Here is an 18,489-nt window from a genome sequence, read left to right as displayed (position 1 = left end):
TACGAATCCCCCACGGCGAACGCGCGGCCCGGCCCGTCCGGATCCGGGGTCGCGGAGCCGATCCTGCCTGGGGGAAGGTCTTGTCGGGTGGGGCCCGCCGGGCCACCATGTGGGCGTGCCGACCGTGACCCAGGACACCGCCGTCGACGGCGCGGATCGCCCCGCCGCCCCGGATCCGGCCGCGCGTATCCGCCGCCTGCTCACCGCCTCGCCGGACGTCGCGACCCCGGCCGCCGTCCCCGCCACAGCCGCCACCACCGCCCCGCCGGACCCCACCGGCCTGCTCGCCGCGGCGCTCGCGCGGTTCGACGCCCCGGTCGACCTCCGGGTCCGCGGCGGCCTCGGTTCGGGCAGGCGCACCCTGGCCGCCGCCCTGCGCGCCCGCGGGGGTTGGCGCGTGTCGGTCGACGACCTCGACGTGCTCGCCGCGCCCACCGCGCGGCCCGCCGCAGCTCCGGACATCGAGATCCTGTGCCTCCGCACCGCCCCCTGCCGCCACGAGGAGGCGTGGGTACGGCGCCCCCGCCGCCATCCGCTGTTGGTGGTGGCGACGGGTCTATATGAGGACGACGACGACAACGCCGCCCACTCAGTCGACACCCACCACAGCGCAGCCCCACCCCGGTGGGCCCGCGGACTGCCCACCGTGGACGCCCGTGAGCCCGAGCACCGGTCGGTCGACGCCGTCATCGCGTTCGTCGAGCGGGCCATGGACTCCCTGGCCGCCTCCCGCGTGGCCCGGCTCGAGGCCGAACTGGAACGACTCGCGGTCCACGCCGAGGTCGGCGAACTCGCGGAGGCCGCCCTGTGCGCACTCGAGATCTGACGATCGCGGTTCTCGGAGCCCGCGACTCCGCGGCCCCCGCAGTCGCCGCCGCGCTTCGGACCGCGGCACTGCAGGCCACCACGAGCGGCGCGGGCGCCGCGGGCACCTCAGGCACCGCGGGAACCGCAGACTCCGCAGGAGCCGCACACACGGCAGGAGCCGCGGTCCCGCCCGGTGACGGGGCCCCGGGTGGACGCGCGATCCGCGTACTCGTGGACGCCTCCCCGTCCGACAGGCCGGACGCCGCCGTCGTCGTCGTCGACGCCGTCTGCCCGGTCCGCCCCGACGACGTCGAGGTCGCCCGCGGCGTGGCCTCGCGCCTGCCCCTGGCGGTGGCGCTCGCCGGCCGCGCCGACACGTGCACGGCCGAGGCGCTGTCCGAGACCGTCGATGTGACCACGCGCCGGCTCGCCGACGCCGGGGTCCACGCCCCGGTGCACGTTGTCGACGACGGCCCGACCGCGGCGCCGGCCGCCCTCCTCGCCGCACTGCTGGAGGCGGTGCGATCCCGCGAGGCCGGGCCCGGAGCCGGAACCGCGTCCCCCACTGCCACGTCCCCCGTCACCGCGTCTTCCACCACCACGTCTCCCACCGCCACCGTCGACTGGCTGCTCGCCCGGCGCACCGAGACCATCACCACCCGGTCCCAGGCCCTGCGGCAGGACGTCCAGGCGCTGCGGATGGAGATCCTCCAGGACCTGCAGCGCTCGCTCCGCGATCTGGGCGGGCGGGCCCGGGAGGACCTGGCGGCCGCCCCGCGCTCACGCGTCGACACGCTGGTCGCGGGGCTGGCCGCCGACGCCGACGCCGCGGTGGCCGGGGCCGTCGACCGCGCCGACCGGCGGTGCGACACCCTGGTCGTGCGGCACCTCGGCGTGAACGCGCCGACCGCACCGCGGATCCCCGCGCCCACCAGCGGTGTCGAGCCGAGCCGGCCGCCGCGCAGCACCGGCGAGGAGCTGCTCGTGATGCTGATGGGCGCCGCCGGCGGGACCGGCGTGGGGCGGATGCTGCTGTCGCCGTTGGCCGAGGTGCCCGGGATGTCGGCGATGATCGTGCCGCTAGCGCTGCTGTGCGGGCTCGCTCTCGGCTGGACCACGGTGACCGTTCGCCGCACCCAGGCGTTGCGCACCCACACCGTTGCCGCCGTCGGCGACCGGCTCGCGGCGCTACGCGGCGAGGCCGAGCAGGCCCTGGGATCGCGGATCCTCGCGGCCGAGGCGATCATCACCGACGGCTTCGCCCACGACCCCGGGCCACGGGTCGCCGACCTCGAGCGGCGGATCCGGCGACTCCGCTCAGGAGGGAGCACCCCGGCGACGGCGGTCGCTAGTACAGTTGCGGAACCCATCGGCGCGGCCCCCGCGCCGCCCGTCCCTGCAGGGAGCCCCTCCGCATGACCGACCCACTGTTCGGATCGGACGCCTTCGACCAGCGTCCCGCCCCCGACGTCTGCGGACTCGAGGGTGCCCCGCTGGCCGAGGCGTCGTCGCTGGGGTTGCACGTACCGGTGGGCGACAGCGTCCTCGACCTCGGCGCGCCGGAGGCGGACCTCGACGGGGACGGCTTCATGGAGGCGGTCACCCTCGGCGATGATCGGGGCCTGACCGTATATACGGACGCGGACGGCGACGGCACCGTGGACCACGTCTCGACCGTGCGGTTCGACGGCAGTTACGACTCGTGGCGGCTGGCCAACCCCACCGAGGGCGTGCCGTTCGGCGGGTTCACCAACGAGTACCACGACGGCGCCCTCGGGGCGTCTCCCGTGCCCGCCAGGTGGGAACGGATCGACCACGGTCACATCTGACCACCTGAGGGATCCCTCACATTCGGGTGTGGGGAGGGACTCGCGCGACGCGGATCGAGCAGGTTGACGATACTGTGTGAGGAAGACCATGCACCACGCGCGAGGAGCAGTGATGACCAGCACCACCATTCCCGGCCTCGAGGGTCAGGCACCAACAGATCACGCGGAGATGCTCGCGTGGATCACGGAGGTCGCCGAGCTCACCCAGCCGGACCGGGTCGTCTTCGCAGACGGCTCCGACGAAGAGTGGGATCGTCTCACTTCCGTGCTCGTGGACGGGGGCACCTTCGTCAAGCTGAACGAGTCGAAGAAGCCGAACTCGTTCCTCGCGCAGTCCGACCCGAAGGACGTCGCCCGCGTCGAGTCGCGGACGTTCATCTGCTCGGAGAAGGAAGAGGACGCCGGCCCGACCAACAACTGGCGCGACCCGTCCGAGATGCGCGCCCACATGACCGACCTGTTCCGCGGCAGCATGCGCGGACGCACCATGTACGTCGTGCCCTACTGCATGGGCCCGCTGGACGCCGAGGACCCCAAGCTCGGCATCGAGCTCACCGACTCGGCCTACGTCGTGGTCTCCATGAAGATCATGACGCGGATGGGCCAGGCCGCGATGGACAAGATCGGCTCGGACGGCGCGTACGTCAAGGGCCTGCACACCGTGGGTGCGCCGCTCGCCGAGGGCGAGGAGGACGTCGCCTGGCCGTGCAACGAGGAGAAGTACATCACCCACTTCCCGGAGAGCCGGGAGATCTGGTCGTTCGGCTCCGGCTACGGCGGCAACGCCCTGCTCGGCAAGAAGTGCTTCGCCCTGCGCATCGCCTCCGCCATGGCCCGCGACGAGGGCTGGATGGCCGAGCACATGCTCATCCTCAAGCTCACCTCGCCCGAGAACCAGGCGTACTACATCGCCGGAGCGTTCCCCTCGGCGTGCGGCAAGACCAACCTGGCGATGATCCAGCCCACCATCGAGGGCTGGCGCGCCGAGGTCGTGGGTGACGACATCGCGTGGATGCGCTTCGGCGCCGACGGCCGCCTGTACGCAGTCAACCCCGAGTTCGGCTTCTTCGGCGTGGCCCCCGGCACCAACTACTCGTCCAACCCCAACGCCATGAAGACGCTGGAGCCGGGCAACGCGATCTACACCAACGTCGCCCTGACCGACGAGGGTGACGTGTGGTGGGAGGGCCTCGAGGGCACCCCGGACCACCTCATCGACTGGCTCGGCAACGAGTGGACCCCGGAGGGCGACGGCAAGGCCGGCAACGCCGCGCACCCCAACTCGCGCTACTGCGTGCCGATCGACCAGTGCCCCGTCGCCGCACCCGAGTTCAACTCGCCCGAGGGCGTGCCGATCTCGGCGATCCTCTTCGGCGGCCGCCGCGCCGACACCGTCCCGCTGGTGAGCGAGGCCTACTCGTGGAACCACGGCGTCTACATCGGTGCGACCCTGTCTTCCGGGCAGACCGCCGCCGCCGAGGGCCAGGTCGGCGCCGTGCGCCGCGACCCGATGGCCATGCTGCCGTTCCTCGGCTACAACGTCGGTGACTACTTCCAGCACTGGGTCGACATGGGCGCCCGTGGCGGCGACAAGATGCCCAAGATCTTCCTGGTCAACTGGTTCCGTAAGGGCGACGACGGCCGCTTCGTGTGGCCCGGCTTCGGCGAGAACAGCCGCGTGCTCAAGTGGATCGTCGACCGCATCGAGGGTCGCGTCGAGGGCGACGAGACCGCCGCCGGCATCACCGCGCGTGCCGCCGACATCGACATGACCGGCCTGGACACGCCGATCGAGGACGTCGAGGCTGCGCTGGCCGTCAACCCGGAGGAGTGGCGTCGCGAGCTGCCGCTCATCACCGAATGGCTCGAGTTCTGTGGACCCAAGGTCCCGGCCGAGGTCCACGAGGAGTTCGCCGCGCTCAAGGAGCGCCTGGGCTGAGAGCATCGGCTGCGTCGATGACGCGGCCGGCGCTGACGAGGGCGGGCCACACCGATCCGGTGTGGCCCGCCTTCGTATGTGCCGAGCCCTACTCCGCTTGCTCTCCCTGCCGGTTCTCTCCTGCGCCGCGCTTAGCGGACGCGGGGGCAGGTGACAACCGGACCGGAGCTCCTGCGATGAGAATGTGTTCACCCGTCACCAAAATGGGCGCGGCAGGTGCCACAGTTGGGGATTGACGAATCACCAATCGTTCACCGGGAGGGGGGACATGCGAGCCGTCACCTTAGCTCTCGCCGCGATCCCGGTGGTCTTCGGAGGCCTGGGCCTCGCCGCCGTCGTCGGCGTTTTCGACCCCTTCATCGCACCGACCCCCGCCTCCGAGGAGACCCAGATCAGCCTGGACACAGAAGCCGGAACGACGGCCGCGTCCCAGGCCACCGGGACGGTGATCGACGGGCGGCGCCCCCACCTGAGCGTGATCGACGGCCGCGTGAATCTCTTCCTCCCCGCGCCCATGCCCGCCATCCTCTCGCTGCTGCCGATCCCCGCCGTCGACCTGGCGCCGCTCCCCGGGTCCGTAGCTGACGACACACCGGCCGACCCCGGCGAGGCGGGCCCGGCCTCGCAGACCTCTCCCGGCGCCGGCGCACAGTCCGGGTCGGGCACCGCGCCCGACCCGAGCGCCGGCGCCACCCCCGTCTCTCCCGCGGCCGTACAGCCGCCCGCCGCCCACACGCCCCCGGCCGCCCCGCGTGCCCGGCCGCCGGAGCCGCCACAGACCCCCGGGAACGACGATCCCGGCCAGATCGGCGGACCGCGCTTCGACCTCGACACGCTGGCCAGCCGGGCCGGCGGGAGTCCGAACAACGCCGTTCCCCCGCACGCCGGGAAGCCCGGGCGCCCGCCGCATGCCGACACCTCCGGCCGACCGCCGCATGCGAACACCTCCGGCCCGCCGCCCCACGCCTCCGACAACAATCGGCCCGCCCACGCCGCCACCAACGGACGCCCGGATCACGCTGCGGGCGGCGGCCCGGAGTCCGATAACGGGCGCTCAGGTCCGAGGTGAACGCACGCTCCACGTCGCCGACCCCGATCCGCTGGTGGAACTCGGCGCGCCTGCGGATCACCGCGGGCATCACCTTCATCACCGCCGCGGTGTTCGCGGCCATGGTCGTCTTCACGGGTCAGCTGCTCATCCTCAGTGCCGAGCGGGTCACCGACACCCGGCTGAATCGCGAGACCGCGGACTTCACCACCTTCATGACGGCGGGGATTCTCCCGTCGTTCGAGTCCGAGGAGCCCACGGTCGAGCAACTACTGCGTGCCTACCTGGCCCAGCAGTACCCCTCGGCCGAGCTACTGCTCGTCGGCACCGCCGACCAGTCGGGCACCCAGTTCACGCTCTCCCGGTACGGACCCAGCGAAGATCAGCTCTTCCCCCCGGCGGTGCGGTCGCGTATCCAGCGGGTCGGACTGATCGCCGGCGACGACTCCGGCGAGATCGACGGCTCGGTCAGCTGGCGCAAGACGACAGTGGAGAGCCCGGCCGGGCCGGCCAGCCTGGTGGTGGCGGTCAACGACCGCGGATCCTCGTCGGAGACCTGGCGGGTCACCGAGTCCCTGCTCTGGGCGAGCGCCGGAGGCATGATCCTCAGTGCGTTCCTCGCCTGGTGGATCGCCGGCCGGATGATCGTCCCGGTCCGGCGGATCCGCGAGGCCGCCGAGACCATCTCCGCCGCCGACCTCTCCCGGCGGGTTCCGGTCGAGGGGCCGGATGAGATCGTCTCCCTCGCCGATACGGTCAACGAGATGCTGGAGCGGGTCGAGGATGCCTACCGCACCCAGCGGGAGTTCCTCGACGACGCGGGCCACGAGCTGCGCACGCCACTAACCGTGGTGCAGGGCAATCTCGACCTCATGCCCGAGGACCCGGAAGGCCGGGCCGAGGCGGCCCGCGTGATGCAGGACGAACTCTCCCGGATGACCCGGATCGTGGAGGACTTGCTGACACTCGCCCGCGCCGACCGTCCCGACTTCCTGCTCACCTCCCCGACGGAGGTCTCCGAACTCATCCTGGACATCGAGGCGAAGGTCGACGTCCTCGCGGACCGCGATTGGAGCGTGCACCCGTACGCCGAGGGGGTCGCCCGGCTGGACCCGCACCGGATCACGCAGGCGCTGATGCAGTTCTGCTCCAACGCGGTCCGGTTCACCCGCGACGGCGATCGCATCGAGATCGGCTGCCGCATTATCGAGCCCGGCGAGCCCACCCTCCGCGAGTCGATCGTGGAGGGCACGCCGCCGACGGAGAGCGCGGGCGAGCGCGACCGTCGTCGGCTGCTGTGGTGGGTACGCGACCGCGGTGCCGGCATTCCGCCCGGTGAGGAGGAGAGCATCTTCGAGCGGTTCCACACCGCACGCGGCCAACTCCGCGACGGCCGCGGCGGCACCGGGCTGGGCCTGGCGATCGTGTCGACGATCGCCCGCGCCCACGGGGGTCGTGCCTTTGCCTTCAACGCCAGCGGGGGCGGTGCCGCGTTCTGTCTCGTCATCCCCTTCGTCCGCGCTGAGAGCGAGAGGGGAAGTGCCCGAGGATCGGTCGACTTCGACGACCCGGACGACGACTAGGTTTCCCGGATTCGCCACCTTTCCCACTGACCTGGGGACACGATTGCAGGGGAATGACCTACCGGGCCGCACACATGCGATACTCCGTAGTCGAAGAAGGAGGGTTGCATGACGAATATTCTCGTCGTCGAGGATGATGACCTCATCCGTTCGGTCTTGGTCAAGGCGCTCGGCGGTGCGGAGTACACGGCGCTCGAGGCTGTCGATGGGGAGAGCGCTCGCGCCATTTTGTCGACGATTTCCGATATCGACCTCATGCTGCTGGACATCGGTCTCCCGGACACCGACGGTCTGACCCTGCTCCGTGAAGCCCGGTCGCGCGGCTTCAGCGCCCCGGTGATCATCCTGACGGCTCGCGACAGCGTGTCGAACACAGTCGAGGGCCTGGACTCCGGCGCGAACGACTACATGGTCAAGCCGTTCCGCGTCCCCGAACTGCTGGCCCGCATCCGCCTCCGTCTGCGCGAGCACGAGGCGTCCGATGACCCGGGGATCCTCGAGCACGGTGGCATGCGGCTGGACATCCGTACCCGTCGCGTCGAGGTCGACGGCCGCATCCAGGAGCTCACCAACCGCGAGTACTCCTTGCTGGAGATGCTGCTGCGCAACAAGGGTGAAACCATCAGCCGCGAGCAGCTCCTCGAGAGCGTCTGGGGCATGGATTTCGACCCCGGCTCGAACATCGTCAACGTCTACATCCGGTCGCTGCGCCGCAAGATCGGCGAGAACAAGGTGCAGACGGTCCGAGGAGTCGGCTACAGGGTCGAGTGAACGCCCGCCGAGTGACCGGGTGCGTGGGGGTGCACGCAGGAGTACCACAGAGGCATGCGTGCGTTGACCCTCATCCCCGGACAGGCTGACTCGGTAACACTGACCTACGAACCGGACCCGGAGCCCGGTGACGGCGAGCTTCTCGTCCACGGCCTGGCACTCGGTGCCTGCGGGACCGACAAGGAGATCGTCGCCGGACGATACGGGTGGCCGCCCGAGGGACGGGAGCGGCTGGTCCTCGGCCACGAGTCGCTGGGGCGTGTCGAGCGTGCGCCCGAGGGGTCCGGCTTCACGGAGGGTGACCTGGTTGCCGGCGTGGTCCGACGACCGGATCCGGTACCGTGCGGCGCCTGCGCCCGTGGCGAGTTCGATATGTGTCGCAACGGCGAGTACACCGAACGCGGGATCAAACAGCGTGACGGCTTCGGGAGCGAGCGCTGGACCGTCGAGCCGGAGTACGCGATCCGTCTCGACCCTGCCCTCGAGCGCGTCGGCGTCCTGGTCGAGCCGACGAGCGTCGTGGCCAAGGCCTGGGAGCAGGTGGAGGTGATCGGCCGGCGCAGCTGGTTCGAGCCGCAGACCGCCCTGGTCACCGGTGCTGGTCCGATCGGGCTACTGGCCGCGATGATCGGTACGCAGAAGGGGCTCGACGTCCACGTTCTCGATCGTGTCGACAGTGGGCCCAAACCCGAGCTCGTGGCCCGGCTGGGCGCCACCTATCACCACGCCGACGCCGCCGAGGTCATGCGCCGGCTCGAGCCCGACGTCGTCATCGAGGCCACGGGCGCCGGCCGGGTGGTCCTCGACGTCATGTCCGGGACCAGCGGGTACGGCATCGTCTGCCTCACCGGGGTGTCGTCGCCCGGTCGGAGCCTGGAGGTCGACGTCGGCGCGCTCAACCGGGAGATCGTCCTGGAGAACGACGTGGTGGTGGGCTCGGTGAACGCCAACCAGCGCCACTACCGCGCCGCCGCCGACGCGTTGGCCGCCGCCGACACCGAGTGGCTGGACGGACTCATCACCCGGCGTGTCCCGCTGGCGGATTTCGGGCGGGCGTTCACCGCGGAGGACCACGACGTGAAGGTGGTCATCGCGCTCGACGACAGTCAGGGATGACGGGGTCCACCATGATCGAGGACTACGCACTCCTGGGCGACCTGCACTCCGCCGCGCTCGTCCACCGGGCCGGGAGCATCGACTGGCTGTGCCTGCCCCGCTTCGACTCCCCGGCCTGCTTCGCGGCGTTGCTCTCGGACGAGTCGGCCGGTCACTGGACCGTCGCCCCGGTCAGTGGTGGCGAGGCGACCAGTCGGCGGTACCGCGGGGACACGCTCGTCCTGGAGTCGGAGTGGCGGACGCCCGACGGGACTGTCCGCGTATCGGACTGCATGCCGCCACGCGGGGACGCGGCGGACGTGGTCCGCGTGGTCGAGGGGCTCAGCGGGCGGGTGCGGATGCGCTCGACGTTGCGCTTGCGCATGGACTACGGGCACATCGTCCCCTGGGTGCGTCGCACCAACGGCGGGATAGAGGCCGTCGCCGGGCCCGACGCCGCATGGCTGGACACCCCCGTGGAGCTGCACGGCCGCGATATGACGACCGTCGCCGACTTCGATGTCGCGGCCGGCGAACAGGTGCCGTTCGTGCTCACCTACCAGCTCTCGCACCTGCCCCGCCCAGACCGGATCGACGCGGCGGAGGCCGTGCGCCGGACCGAGGACTTCTGGACGGGGTGGATCGGTGACTGTCGCTACTACGGCCGGTGGTCGGAGGCGGTCCGGCGATCGCTCATCACCCTCAAGGCGCTGACGTACGCCCCCACGGGCGGGATCCTCGCCGCGGCCACCACTTCACTCCCGGAGAAACTCGGCGGCTCCCGCAACTGGGACTACCGCTTCTGTTGGCTGCGCGACGCGACGTTCACCCTGCAGGCGCTGCTGGGGACGGGATACGTGCAGGAGGCGCGCGCCTGGCGCGAGTGGCTGGTCCGCGCGATCGCCGGCGACCCCGACAAGCTGCAGATCATGTACGGGCTCGACGGTCGGCGGCGCATCCCCGAGACCGAGATACCGTGGCTGCCCGGGTATCGGGACAGCAGCCCCGTCCGGGTCGGGAACGCCGCCGCCGACCAGCTGCAGCTCGACGTGTGGGGCGAGGTGCTCGACGGTCTGCACCTGGCCCGGGAAGCGGGCATGGAGTCCAGCGACACGGCCTGGGACGTGCAGCGGGCCCTGCTGGACTTCCTCGAGGGGAACTGGGCCGAACCGGACAACGGGCTGTGGGAGATGCGCGGGCCGCGCAGACACTTCGTGCACTCCAAGGTGATGGCCTGGGCCGGTGTGGACCGGGCCGTGCACACCGTCGAGGAACACGGCCTCGACGGCCCTGTCGATCAGTGGCGGCGACTGCGCGACCGCATGCACACGGAGATCTGCCGCAACGGGTTCGATGCGGAGCGCGGCACGTTCACCCAGTTCTACGGGTCGCAGGGGCTGGACGCGTCCCTGTTGCTGCTCCCGCGCGTGGGGTTCCTCCCGTGGTCCGACGAGCGCATCCGGGGGACGGTCGCCGCCGTCGAGCGGGCACTGCTCGACGGCGGCTTCATCATGCGCTACGACCCGGAGGCCGACGGCGGGGTCGACGGCCTCCCCGGCTCGGAGGGGGCGTTCCTGGCGTGCAGCTTCTGGTACGCCGACGCGCTCGCGGGGACGGGGCAGACCGAGCGCGCGCAGGCGATGTTCGAGCGGCTGCTCGCCCTGCGCAACGACGTCGGGCTGCTGTCCGAGGAGTACGACACCCGACTCGGCTGCCAGCTCGGCAACACGCCGCAGGCCTTCAGCATGGTGGGGCTGATCAACACGGCCCGGCAGCTGACCGGCAGTCACACCGCCACCTCGGCCAGCCGCCGGCAACAGCGGCTGCACGGCTGACGGCTCGACGGCTGGGCGGGCGGCTGACGGCTCGACGGCTGGGCGGACGGCTGATCAGGGGCGCTTCGGGGCGGCCTTGATGAACAGCGCGAAGACGATTCCGAGGGACGCGAGGATCCCGCCGATGAGGAACGCCACGTGCGCGCCGTCGAACAGCCCGTCGACGAGCGCCGACCCGGCCTCGATCTCGCCGGCCGCGATCGCGCTCATGACGGTGACGAAGATCGTGGTGCCGATCGCGCCGCCGAGCTGCTGGCCGGTGTTGAAGATGGCCGAGCCGTGGCTGTAGAGCTTGAGCGGGACCTCGCTCAGGGCCGCGGAGAGCAGTCCGGTCATCAGCATGGCCAGGCCGACGGAGAAGATCGTGTGGAACGCGATGATCAGGCCGAGCGCGGTGTCCGGGTCGATGGTGGTGAACAGCCACTGCCCCGCCGCCAGCAGGAGCGCGCCGGGGATCAGCACCGGGCGCGGGCCGTGGCGGTCGAAGACGCGGCCGAAGATCGGGCCGATCACGACCTGGATCAGACCGCCGGGCAGCAGCATCATCCCGATGGTCAGGGTGCTCAGGCCGCTGCCGTTCTGCAGGAAGATCGGCAGGATGACCACGGTGCCGATCAGGGTGCCCATGGCGATCATGATCATCGCGACGCTGAGCGAGAAGGTGCGGTTGGTGAACGGCCGCAGGTTCAGCAGCTCTTTCCCGGTCCGCGCTAGCCGGATCTGACGGTCGACGAACAGGGCCAGGGCGGCCAGGCCGATCGCGGCGCTGACGAGCGGGAGCGCGGGGCTGGGGCTGGACCCCGACCCGCTGGCGCTGTTCGACCAGACGGTCCGCGAGCTGGGCGGCTTGCTGACCGGAGCGTGATCCCCGGGCAACGGCCCGCGGACGGGTCCGGCGCCGCCATCCAGCCGGGGAACGACCCAGCCGGGGCTCGACTCAGCCCTCGGAGGGCTCCCAGCCGAACGGCATGAGCACGCTCTGCAGCTCGCAGTACGCGTCCAGACCCTCGGGCCCGTTCTCGCGGCCGATACCGGAGTTCTTGAACCCGCCGAATGGGGCGGTCGGGTCGAAGGCGTACCAGTTGATGCCCATGGTTCCGGTGCGCACCCGCTGGGCCACGGCGAGCGCGGCGTCCGGGTCCTGCGAGTAGACGGCGCCGGCGAGGCCGAACTCGGAGTCGTTGGCGATCTGCACGGCCTCGTCGACCGAGTCGTAGGGGATCACCTGGATGACCGGCCCGAAGATCTCCTCCTGGGCGATGGTCATGGAGTTGTCGACGTCGCGGAAGACGGTCGGCTGCACGAACGCGCCGTCGGCCACCTCGGCGGGCAGACCCTCGACCTTGCCGCCGCCGTACGCGACGGTCGCACCCTCCTCGACGCCCTTGCGGATGTAGCCCTCGACGCTGGCCTGCTGCTTGTGGTTGGCGAGCGGGCCGAACACGGTGCCCTCGTCGGCCGGGTCGCCGACGGGCATGAGCGAGACGTTCTCGACCAGCGCGTTCACCACCTCGTCGTAGCGCGAGCGCGGCGCGAGGATGCGGTTCTGGGACACGCAGGCCTGGCCCGAGTTCATCAGGGCCGAGAACACCATGGTGCCGCCGGCGGAGGCCAGGTCGGCGTCCTCGAGCACGATCGCGGCGCTCTTGCCGCCCAGCTCGAGCGAGCAGCGGGTGAGGTTCTCGGCGGCGATCTTCGCGATGTGCTTGCCGACGCCGGTCGAGCCGGTGAACGAGATCTTGTCGATCTCCGGGCTGGACACGAGGTGGTCGCCCACCGAGCTGGGGCCGGTCACGACGGACAGCACGCCCTCGGGCAGGCCGGCCTCGCGGAACAGGTCGGCCAGCCACAGCGCGGACAGCGGGGTGGCGGACGACGGCTTGAGCACCACCGAGCTGCCGGACAGCAGCGCGGGGCCGAGCTTGGCGGCGTTGAGGTACAGCGGCACGTTCCAGGCGGTGATGGCGGCGACGACACCGACCGGCTGCCGGGTGACCACGGACGCGCCGAAGTCGCCGTTGCGGACCTCGCTCCACGGGAAGTCGGCGGCCAGCTTCGAGTAGTAGCGCAGCACGCCGAGAGTGGGCGTCACCTGGATCATCGCGGCGGTCGAGGCGGGCGTGCCCATCTCGTCGGACAGGATCCGGCAGACCTCGGCCTGGCGCTCCTCGATCATGTCGGCCACGCGGCCGATGAGGGCGCCGCGCTCGGCGGGCGGGGTCTTGCGCCAGATGCCGGACTCGAACGAGTCGCGCGCCTGGTTGATCATCTCGTCGAGGTCTTCGACCGTGGTCTCGGCGACCCGTCCGACCACGGCGCCCGTGGCCGGGGAGTGGACCTCCAGGACTCCGGTGGTGATGGGATCTGCCCAGCGTGTGCCGGAGAAAAGCTTTTCATGGACGACGACCACGAGGACCTCCGTAGATGGAAAACAGGAACGTGTTCCACACACTGTAGACGAGTGTCCGGCAGTGGGAGGGTGTCTCCATCACGGCCTCGGCACCGATCACCACAGCCTCACCGCCACGTCGCCACCGCGCCGCCTCACCTCGGCTACCGCGCGCGGAGCACCAGCACCAGGTTCGAGACCAGCACCTCGCGCAGGCCCGGCACGCGCACGAGCCACCACGCCCACCGCGGGTGGTAGCGCGGGAACGCGGCCAGGAGGTCGGCCGAGCGGGTGTCGCGCGCCCACGCCAAACCCTCGGCGCAGCCCACCTCGAACAGCGATTCGCCGTAGTAGTTCTTGGGCGGATGGCCGTGCCGTCGTTCGTACATGCGCCGCGCGCGCTCGCCGCCGAGGTAGTGGGTCAGGCCCATCTCGTGGCCGCCGAAAGGGCCGTACCAGAGGGTGTAGGAGACGACGACGAGGCCGCCCTGTCGCGTCACCCGGCACATCTCCTCGGCCATCGTCCAGGGCTCGGGGACGTGCTCGGCCACATTGGAGGAGATGCAGATGTCGACGCTGTCCGATCTGATCGGCAACGCCATGCCGCTCCCCCGGACCGAGCCCGTCTGAGTGATGCCGGCGGCGGCCATCTCTCCGACGTCGGGTTCCACCGAGACGTACCGGGCGCCCTCGGCGGCGTAGGCCTCGGAGAAGTAGCCGGGCCCGCCGCCCACGTCGAGGACGGTCAGCCCGGGAAGCCGCCCGGCCGCATCCGCCGCAGCGGTGCCCGGCGCAGCAGCGGTCACCGCGGCGTCCGCACCGGCAGCCCCGTCGCTGGCCTGCTCCCACAGATCGGCCACCAGCTCGACCGTGTCGCGGGCCAGGCCGGAGTAGAAGACGTCGGGGGCGGACTGCTCCTGCGGGAACGACCGCAGCAGCCCGAGCGACCGGCCGACGGTTGCGCGGCGGGCCACCGAGCGCAGGGCGTCCGAGCTGTGGACGGCGTCTGTGATCACGGCGGTGACGATACCGCTGGCGCCCTCCCCTCCACCCCCCACTCGCCAAGAGCCTTTCGCCCACAAAGCCCGAGAACCACCTGCGCCGAACCCGCTTCTCGATGTGGGGATGTGGGGAGGTGGGGGCGGCTGCGGATTGGGCGGGCGGGGCGGGTGCGGGCGGGCGGGGAGCACGGACGGGCCGCTGCGTACAGTGTCCGCGTGTCCCGAATCCTGCTCCTGTGCTGGCGAGACAGCACGCACCCGCAGGGCGGCGGAAGCGAGCGGTATCTCGAACACGTCGCCGACGGCCTGGCCGCCGCCGGCCACACCGTGGTCTTCCGCACCTCCCGGTCCCGGGCCGCGGCCCGCTCCGAGACCAGCACCACCGGGGTTCGGTTCAGCAGGGCCGGCGGCCGCTTCTCCGTCTATCCACGGGCCCTGGCGGCGATGCTCCTGGGTCGTGCCGGTCTGGGACCGCTCGGGGTGCTGCGACGGCCCGACGTCGTCGTCGACACCCAGAACGGCGTCCCCTTCTTCTCCCGCCTGGTCACCCGCTCCCCCGTCGTCCTGCTCGTCCACCACATCCACCGCGAGCAGTGGCCGGTCGCGGGGCGGCTCGTGGCGCCGGTCGGCTGGTGGATCGAGTCGTGGCTCGCGCCGCGGGTGCACGCGCGCAGTCAGTACGTGACTGTCTCGCTGCCGTCGGCCGAGGAACTGGCCGCGCTGGGCGTGGATCCCGCGCGGATCGCGGTGGTGCGCAATGGCCTCGACCCGCTGCCGGTGGGGTTCGCGGGGGCGGACTCGCCGGCTGACGCGACTGCGGAACGACCCGGCCCCGCGCCCGCCGCGCCGCGCCTGGTGGTGCTGTCGCGTCTGGTGCCGCACAAGCATGTCGAGGACGCGCTCGACGTGGTCGCGGCGCTGCGACCGCGCTATCCCGGGCTGGTGCTGGACGTGATCGGCAGCGGCTGGTGGGCCGAGAAGCTGCACGACTACGCCACCGAACGCGGCCTCGGAGCCGACGGACCCGCCGCAACCGCGGGCGCGGTCGTGTTCCACGGCCATGTCGACGAGCCCACCAAGCACCGGCTCCTCGCCGGCGCGGCCGTGCACCTCATGCCGTCGCGCAAGGAGGGGTGGGGGCTCGCCGTCTCCGAGGCCGCGCAGCACGGGGTGCCGACCGTGGGGTATCACCACGCCGCGGGGCTACGGGACTCGATCGACGACGACGAGACCGGCCTCCTCGTCGACGATGTCACCGCCATGACAGTCGCCGCGGACCGTCTCCTGGCCGATCCCGGGGTTCGTGATCGGATGGGTGAGGCGGCTCGCCGGAAGGCCGCGGGGATGTCGTGGCCCGCCACGGCGTCGGCGATGGAGCTGGTCCTCCGGGCGGTCGGCGAGGGTCGGCGCGTCAGTGGTGTGATCAGTGGCGAGGCCAGAGGCGAATAGCGCCGGGTAACGCGGCTCATCCCAATCGGGGGTGTAGGAGTTGGGGTCTGAAGCCGCCGGTCTCGAGCAGGCTTCGGGCGATGTAGTTGGTCAGGTTGCGGAACCCGAGTGCGGAGCCGCGCAGGTGTTCGAGCCGTCCGTTGAGCGCCTCGGTCGGCCCGTTGCTGGTGCCGGGTCGTTCGAAGTAGGCGAGCACGTCAGCGGCTCGCTTCTTCAGGGTCCGGCCCAGGGTGGTGAGCTCTGTGAGCACCTTGGGGACGCCGGCGCTGAGGTCGGTGATCAGCTTCTCCATGAGCTCGCGGCCACGTTGCCGGTCCTCGTGGCGATAGGCGGCGATCATGCGCTGGTAGACACCCCAGGCCGCCTCGAACTCGACGTGAGCGTCATCAACGAACAGCGCTCGTAGCCTGTCGCTCTGCTTGTCGGTGAGCAGGTCCGCGCCGGTGTGCAGCGTGCGCCGCGACTTGTAGAGCGGGTCGTCCCTGAACCCACGGTGCCCGTGGATCGCGAGCTGGACCCGGCGCCGGCACCTGTCGAGGGCGTCACCGGCCAGGCGCACGACGTGGAAGTGATCCATCACCGTGACCGCGTCCGGGATCTCCTCTGCAACGGCGGTCTTGAACCCGGTGAAGCCGTCCATCGCGACCACCTCGACCGCGTCACGGAAGGCGTCGTCGCGGTCGGCGAGCCAGGTCTTGAACGCCGCCTTCGACCGGCCCTCGACCATGTCCAGCGGACCGACGCGCCCGGCCGACCTACACCGTCATCTGAGAAGACCCCTGAAACGTCTTCGACGACGACGGGACCGGCGAGGAGGAGGGCGCGGTGAGCTAAAGGAATGGAGCTTACTCGGCTTCGACGCCGCCGCAAGCTCCGGTGAAACGGTCGGTACTGGTCGGTCGTCGTCGGTCACCACCGGATGGCGGCGTCCCCCACGCTCGGCGTTTGCGCAGGTCAGCGGCCCGTTCGCCCAGTGGGCGCATCAAGCGATAGACGCAAAGCCGACGTGATTAGGTCGTCGGTTCGATTCCGACAGGCGGCTCCGGCGAACAGCCCCTGACCTGCGGAAACGCAGGGCAGGGGCGGTTCGGTTCTGGTGGTCGCGCGATGCGCTGGCCTCACGGCTCTGCCCGACACCGACGTCGCTCTCCTCTGCGACGGACCCCTCGCCGGCTGAGCGCTCGCGGCCGGCATCCTGTCCGTGTGCCGATAGGCCTCGCACCGCTCGGCAACGCAGCATGGCGTTGCGTCGCGACCTGGCGACGGCTCGGCGGGGCGCGATCGTCTCGTGCGTTGGCGGACTACGGGAGCTTCGACGCGAGGACGTCTGCCGCCAGGATCTCGGGTGCTGCGGCGAGGAGGTGCTGGTTGGCCATCAGGGCTGCGACGATGGCGCCGTTGGCGTGGGCGTCGCGAGCGGCCTCGTCGGGGAATGCATCGAAGATCCAGAAGGTGTCGGCGTGGGTCCTGACCGCGAACCAGACAATCGTTCCTTCTTCTTCGTTGGCGAGTGCGACAGCGCCGGCGAGCAGATCGGCGAGCGCGTCGTGCTGTCCATCGGCCGCGACGATCTTGGCGACGAAGGCATACGGAAGTGATGCGGGTGTGGCCATGAGGGACTCTCCTTGAAATCGGGGTTCTTCGTGGGACGAGTTCAGCGTATGACGAGCGAGGGCCGGTGGGAAGTGGCGTATACGGCAGTATTGCTATTGTTTACGTCATGCGTATCGGACTGATCGCGATCGACGGCTGCTTCGGTTCGGCTATCGCGTCGATCATCGACATCGTGCGGGTGGCCGACGGAGCCCGCCGCGATGTCGACCCGCGGATCGACCCGATCAATCTCGCCATCCTCGGACCGAAACGGCGAGTGACCACGACGGCATCGATGACCCTGTCGGTGGACCACCCACTGTCGGAGTCCGCAGAGTTCGACGTGGTCGTCGTCCCTGCGCTTGGAACCTTTACGGCCGCCGCTACCAACGACGCCCTCCAGAGCCGAGATGCTCGTTCGGTCATCGCCTCGCTCGGGCGCCTCGACGAGGCGACCACCCGGATCGCCGCGGCGTGCACCGGCGTGTTCGCTGTCGCCGAGACCGGACGGATGCATCATCGGCGGGCGACGACCAGCTGGTTCCTGGGGCCGGAGTTCCTGAAGCGCTATCCGACCGTCGCCCTCGATCTCGACACCATGGTCGTGGTCGACGGGAACCTCGTCACCGCCGGCGCCGCGTTCGCCCACATCGACCTCGCGCTCTCACTCGTGCGATCGATCAGCCCCGACCTGGCCCAACATGTCGCCAAGCTCCTCATCATCGACGAGCGCCCGTCGCAGGCGGCCTTCGTCGCCTACGAACATCTCCGGCACGAGGACCCGATCGTCGTCGAGTTCGAACGCTTCGTGCGCGCCCGCCTGGACGAACCGTTCAACGTCGCCTTCGTCGCGCAGTCGCTCGGCACCAGCCGGCGCACCCTCGAACGACGAGTCCGTGCGGCGCTCAACCTCACTCCGCTCGGCTTCGTCCAACGGCTTCGCATCGAACGAGCTCGGCACCTCTCAGCAACCACGGACCTCACCTCCGCCGAGATCGCGCTACGGGTCGGCTACGCGAACGCCGAGACTCTGCGCTCCCTCCTGCGTAGGGAGCGACGCCGTTCCTGACCTATCGCCATGCCTGTAGCCGGTGTGCTAGTTGTACTGACCACTGTGGTTGTGTACGCGGTCTGCGGGTGAGGCGCCTCG

15 protein-coding genes and 1 pseudogene are annotated in these 18,489 nt (G+C 70.8%); 11 read left to right on the top strand and 5 right to left on the bottom strand.

What is annotated here, in order from left to right; translation table 11 throughout:
• Window positions 1-115 precede the first annotated feature (115 nt).
• The 9 genes from ACWGLC_RS13815 (at window position 116) to ACWGLC_RS13775 (ending at window position 10,907) form a co-directional block, all read left to right on the top strand.
• Complete coding sequence (locus ACWGLC_RS13815; protein WP_452100427.1) at window positions 116-826, top strand: hypothetical protein; 711 nt, start codon at window positions 116-118, stop codon at window positions 824-826.
• On the top strand, window positions 808-2,226 hold the full coding sequence (locus tag ACWGLC_RS13810) for a hypothetical protein (RefSeq protein WP_452100426.1): 1,419 nt from the start codon (window positions 808-810) through the stop codon (window positions 2,224-2,226). The genes ACWGLC_RS13815 and ACWGLC_RS13810 overlap by 19 nt, the downstream gene beginning before the upstream one ends.
• Window positions 2,223-2,636 (top strand): DUF6802 family protein, encoded by a 414-nt coding sequence (locus tag ACWGLC_RS13805; protein ID WP_452100425.1) that lies wholly within the window; start codon window positions 2,223-2,225, stop codon window positions 2,634-2,636. The genes ACWGLC_RS13810 and ACWGLC_RS13805 overlap by 4 nt, the downstream gene beginning before the upstream one ends.
• 112 nt (window positions 2,637-2,748) lie before the next feature.
• On the top strand, window positions 2,749-4,575 hold the full coding sequence (locus ACWGLC_RS13800) for a phosphoenolpyruvate carboxykinase (GTP) (protein WP_452100423.1): 1,827 nt from the start codon (window positions 2,749-2,751) through the stop codon (window positions 4,573-4,575).
• 268 nt (window positions 4,576-4,843) lie between these two features.
• Window positions 4,844-5,644 carry a hypothetical protein gene (locus tag ACWGLC_RS13795; protein WP_452100422.1) on the top strand — a complete coding sequence of 267 codons (801 nt, stop codon included), beginning with the start codon at window positions 4,844-4,846 and terminating at the stop codon, window positions 5,642-5,644.
• On the top strand, window positions 5,641-7,206 hold the full coding sequence (locus ACWGLC_RS13790) for a sensor histidine kinase (protein ID WP_452100421.1): 1,566 nt from the start codon (window positions 5,641-5,643) through the stop codon (window positions 7,204-7,206). The genes ACWGLC_RS13795 and ACWGLC_RS13790 overlap by 4 nt, the downstream gene beginning before the upstream one ends.
• Window positions 7,207-7,314: 108 nt before the next feature.
• Window positions 7,315-7,977: a winged helix-turn-helix domain-containing protein gene (locus ACWGLC_RS13785; protein WP_452100420.1), complete on the top strand. Its 663-nt coding sequence runs from the start codon at window positions 7,315-7,317 to the stop codon at window positions 7,975-7,977.
• Between the two features lie 54 nt (window positions 7,978-8,031).
• Window positions 8,032-9,093, top strand: coding sequence for a glucose 1-dehydrogenase (locus ACWGLC_RS13780; RefSeq protein WP_452100419.1), 1,062 nt, complete (start codon window positions 8,032-8,034; stop codon window positions 9,091-9,093).
• On the top strand, window positions 9,090-10,907 hold the full coding sequence (locus ACWGLC_RS13775) for a glycoside hydrolase family 15 protein (RefSeq protein ID WP_452100418.1): 1,818 nt from the start codon (window positions 9,090-9,092) through the stop codon (window positions 10,905-10,907). Before ACWGLC_RS13780 ends, ACWGLC_RS13775 begins: the two co-directional genes overlap by 4 nt.
• 54 nt (window positions 10,908-10,961) lie before the next feature.
• Here ACWGLC_RS13775 and ACWGLC_RS13770 read toward each other — a convergent pair whose 3' ends face one another.
• The 3 genes from ACWGLC_RS13770 to ACWGLC_RS13760 form a co-directional block, all read right to left on the bottom strand.
• Window positions 10,962-11,783, bottom strand: a complete 822-nt coding sequence (locus ACWGLC_RS13770; RefSeq protein WP_452100417.1) for an MFS transporter — start codon at window positions 11,781-11,783, stop codon at window positions 10,962-10,964.
• A 61-nt stretch (window positions 11,784-11,844) separates the two neighbouring features.
• The gene (locus ACWGLC_RS13765) at window positions 11,845-13,317 is read right to left on the bottom strand and encodes an aldehyde dehydrogenase (protein WP_452100416.1); all 1,473 of its coding nucleotides are present in this window, start codon (window positions 13,315-13,317) and stop codon (window positions 11,845-11,847) included.
• A 143-nt stretch (window positions 13,318-13,460) separates the two neighbouring features.
• Window positions 13,461-14,312 carry a class I SAM-dependent methyltransferase gene (locus ACWGLC_RS13760; RefSeq protein WP_452100415.1) on the bottom strand — a complete coding sequence of 284 codons (852 nt, stop codon included), beginning with the start codon at window positions 14,310-14,312 and terminating at the stop codon, window positions 13,461-13,463.
• Between the two features lie 201 nt (window positions 14,313-14,513).
• Between ACWGLC_RS13760 and ACWGLC_RS13755 the strand changes: the two genes are divergently transcribed.
• On the top strand, window positions 14,514-15,746 hold the full coding sequence (locus ACWGLC_RS13755) for a glycosyltransferase family 4 protein (protein ID WP_452100414.1): 1,233 nt from the start codon (window positions 14,514-14,516) through the stop codon (window positions 15,744-15,746).
• Window positions 15,747-15,762: 16 nt separating this feature from the next.
• On the opposite strand, the pseudogene ACWGLC_RS13750 reads toward ACWGLC_RS13755, so the two are convergent.
• Window positions 15,763-16,485, bottom strand: a pseudogene (locus tag ACWGLC_RS13750) (ISL3-like element ISPfr2 family transposase); the annotation flags it as partial.
• A gap of 562 nt (window positions 16,486-17,047) precedes the next feature.
• Complete coding sequence (locus tag ACWGLC_RS13745) at window positions 17,048-17,359, bottom strand: putative quinol monooxygenase (protein ID WP_452100413.1); 312 nt, start codon at window positions 17,357-17,359, stop codon at window positions 17,048-17,050.
• A gap of 107 nt (window positions 17,360-17,466) precedes the next feature.
• Between ACWGLC_RS13745 and ACWGLC_RS13740 the strand changes: the two genes are divergently transcribed.
• Entirely contained in the window at window positions 17,467-18,408 is a 942-nt protein-coding gene (locus ACWGLC_RS13740) for a GlxA family transcriptional regulator (RefSeq protein ID WP_452100412.1), read from the top strand.
• The last annotated feature ends 81 nt before the right edge of the window (window positions 18,409-18,489 follow it).

Source organism: Dietzia sp. NPDC055877 (assembly GCF_053615975.1).
Note: the sequence above shows the minus strand (reverse complement) of the source record. Positions and strands in the feature narration are given on the sequence as shown.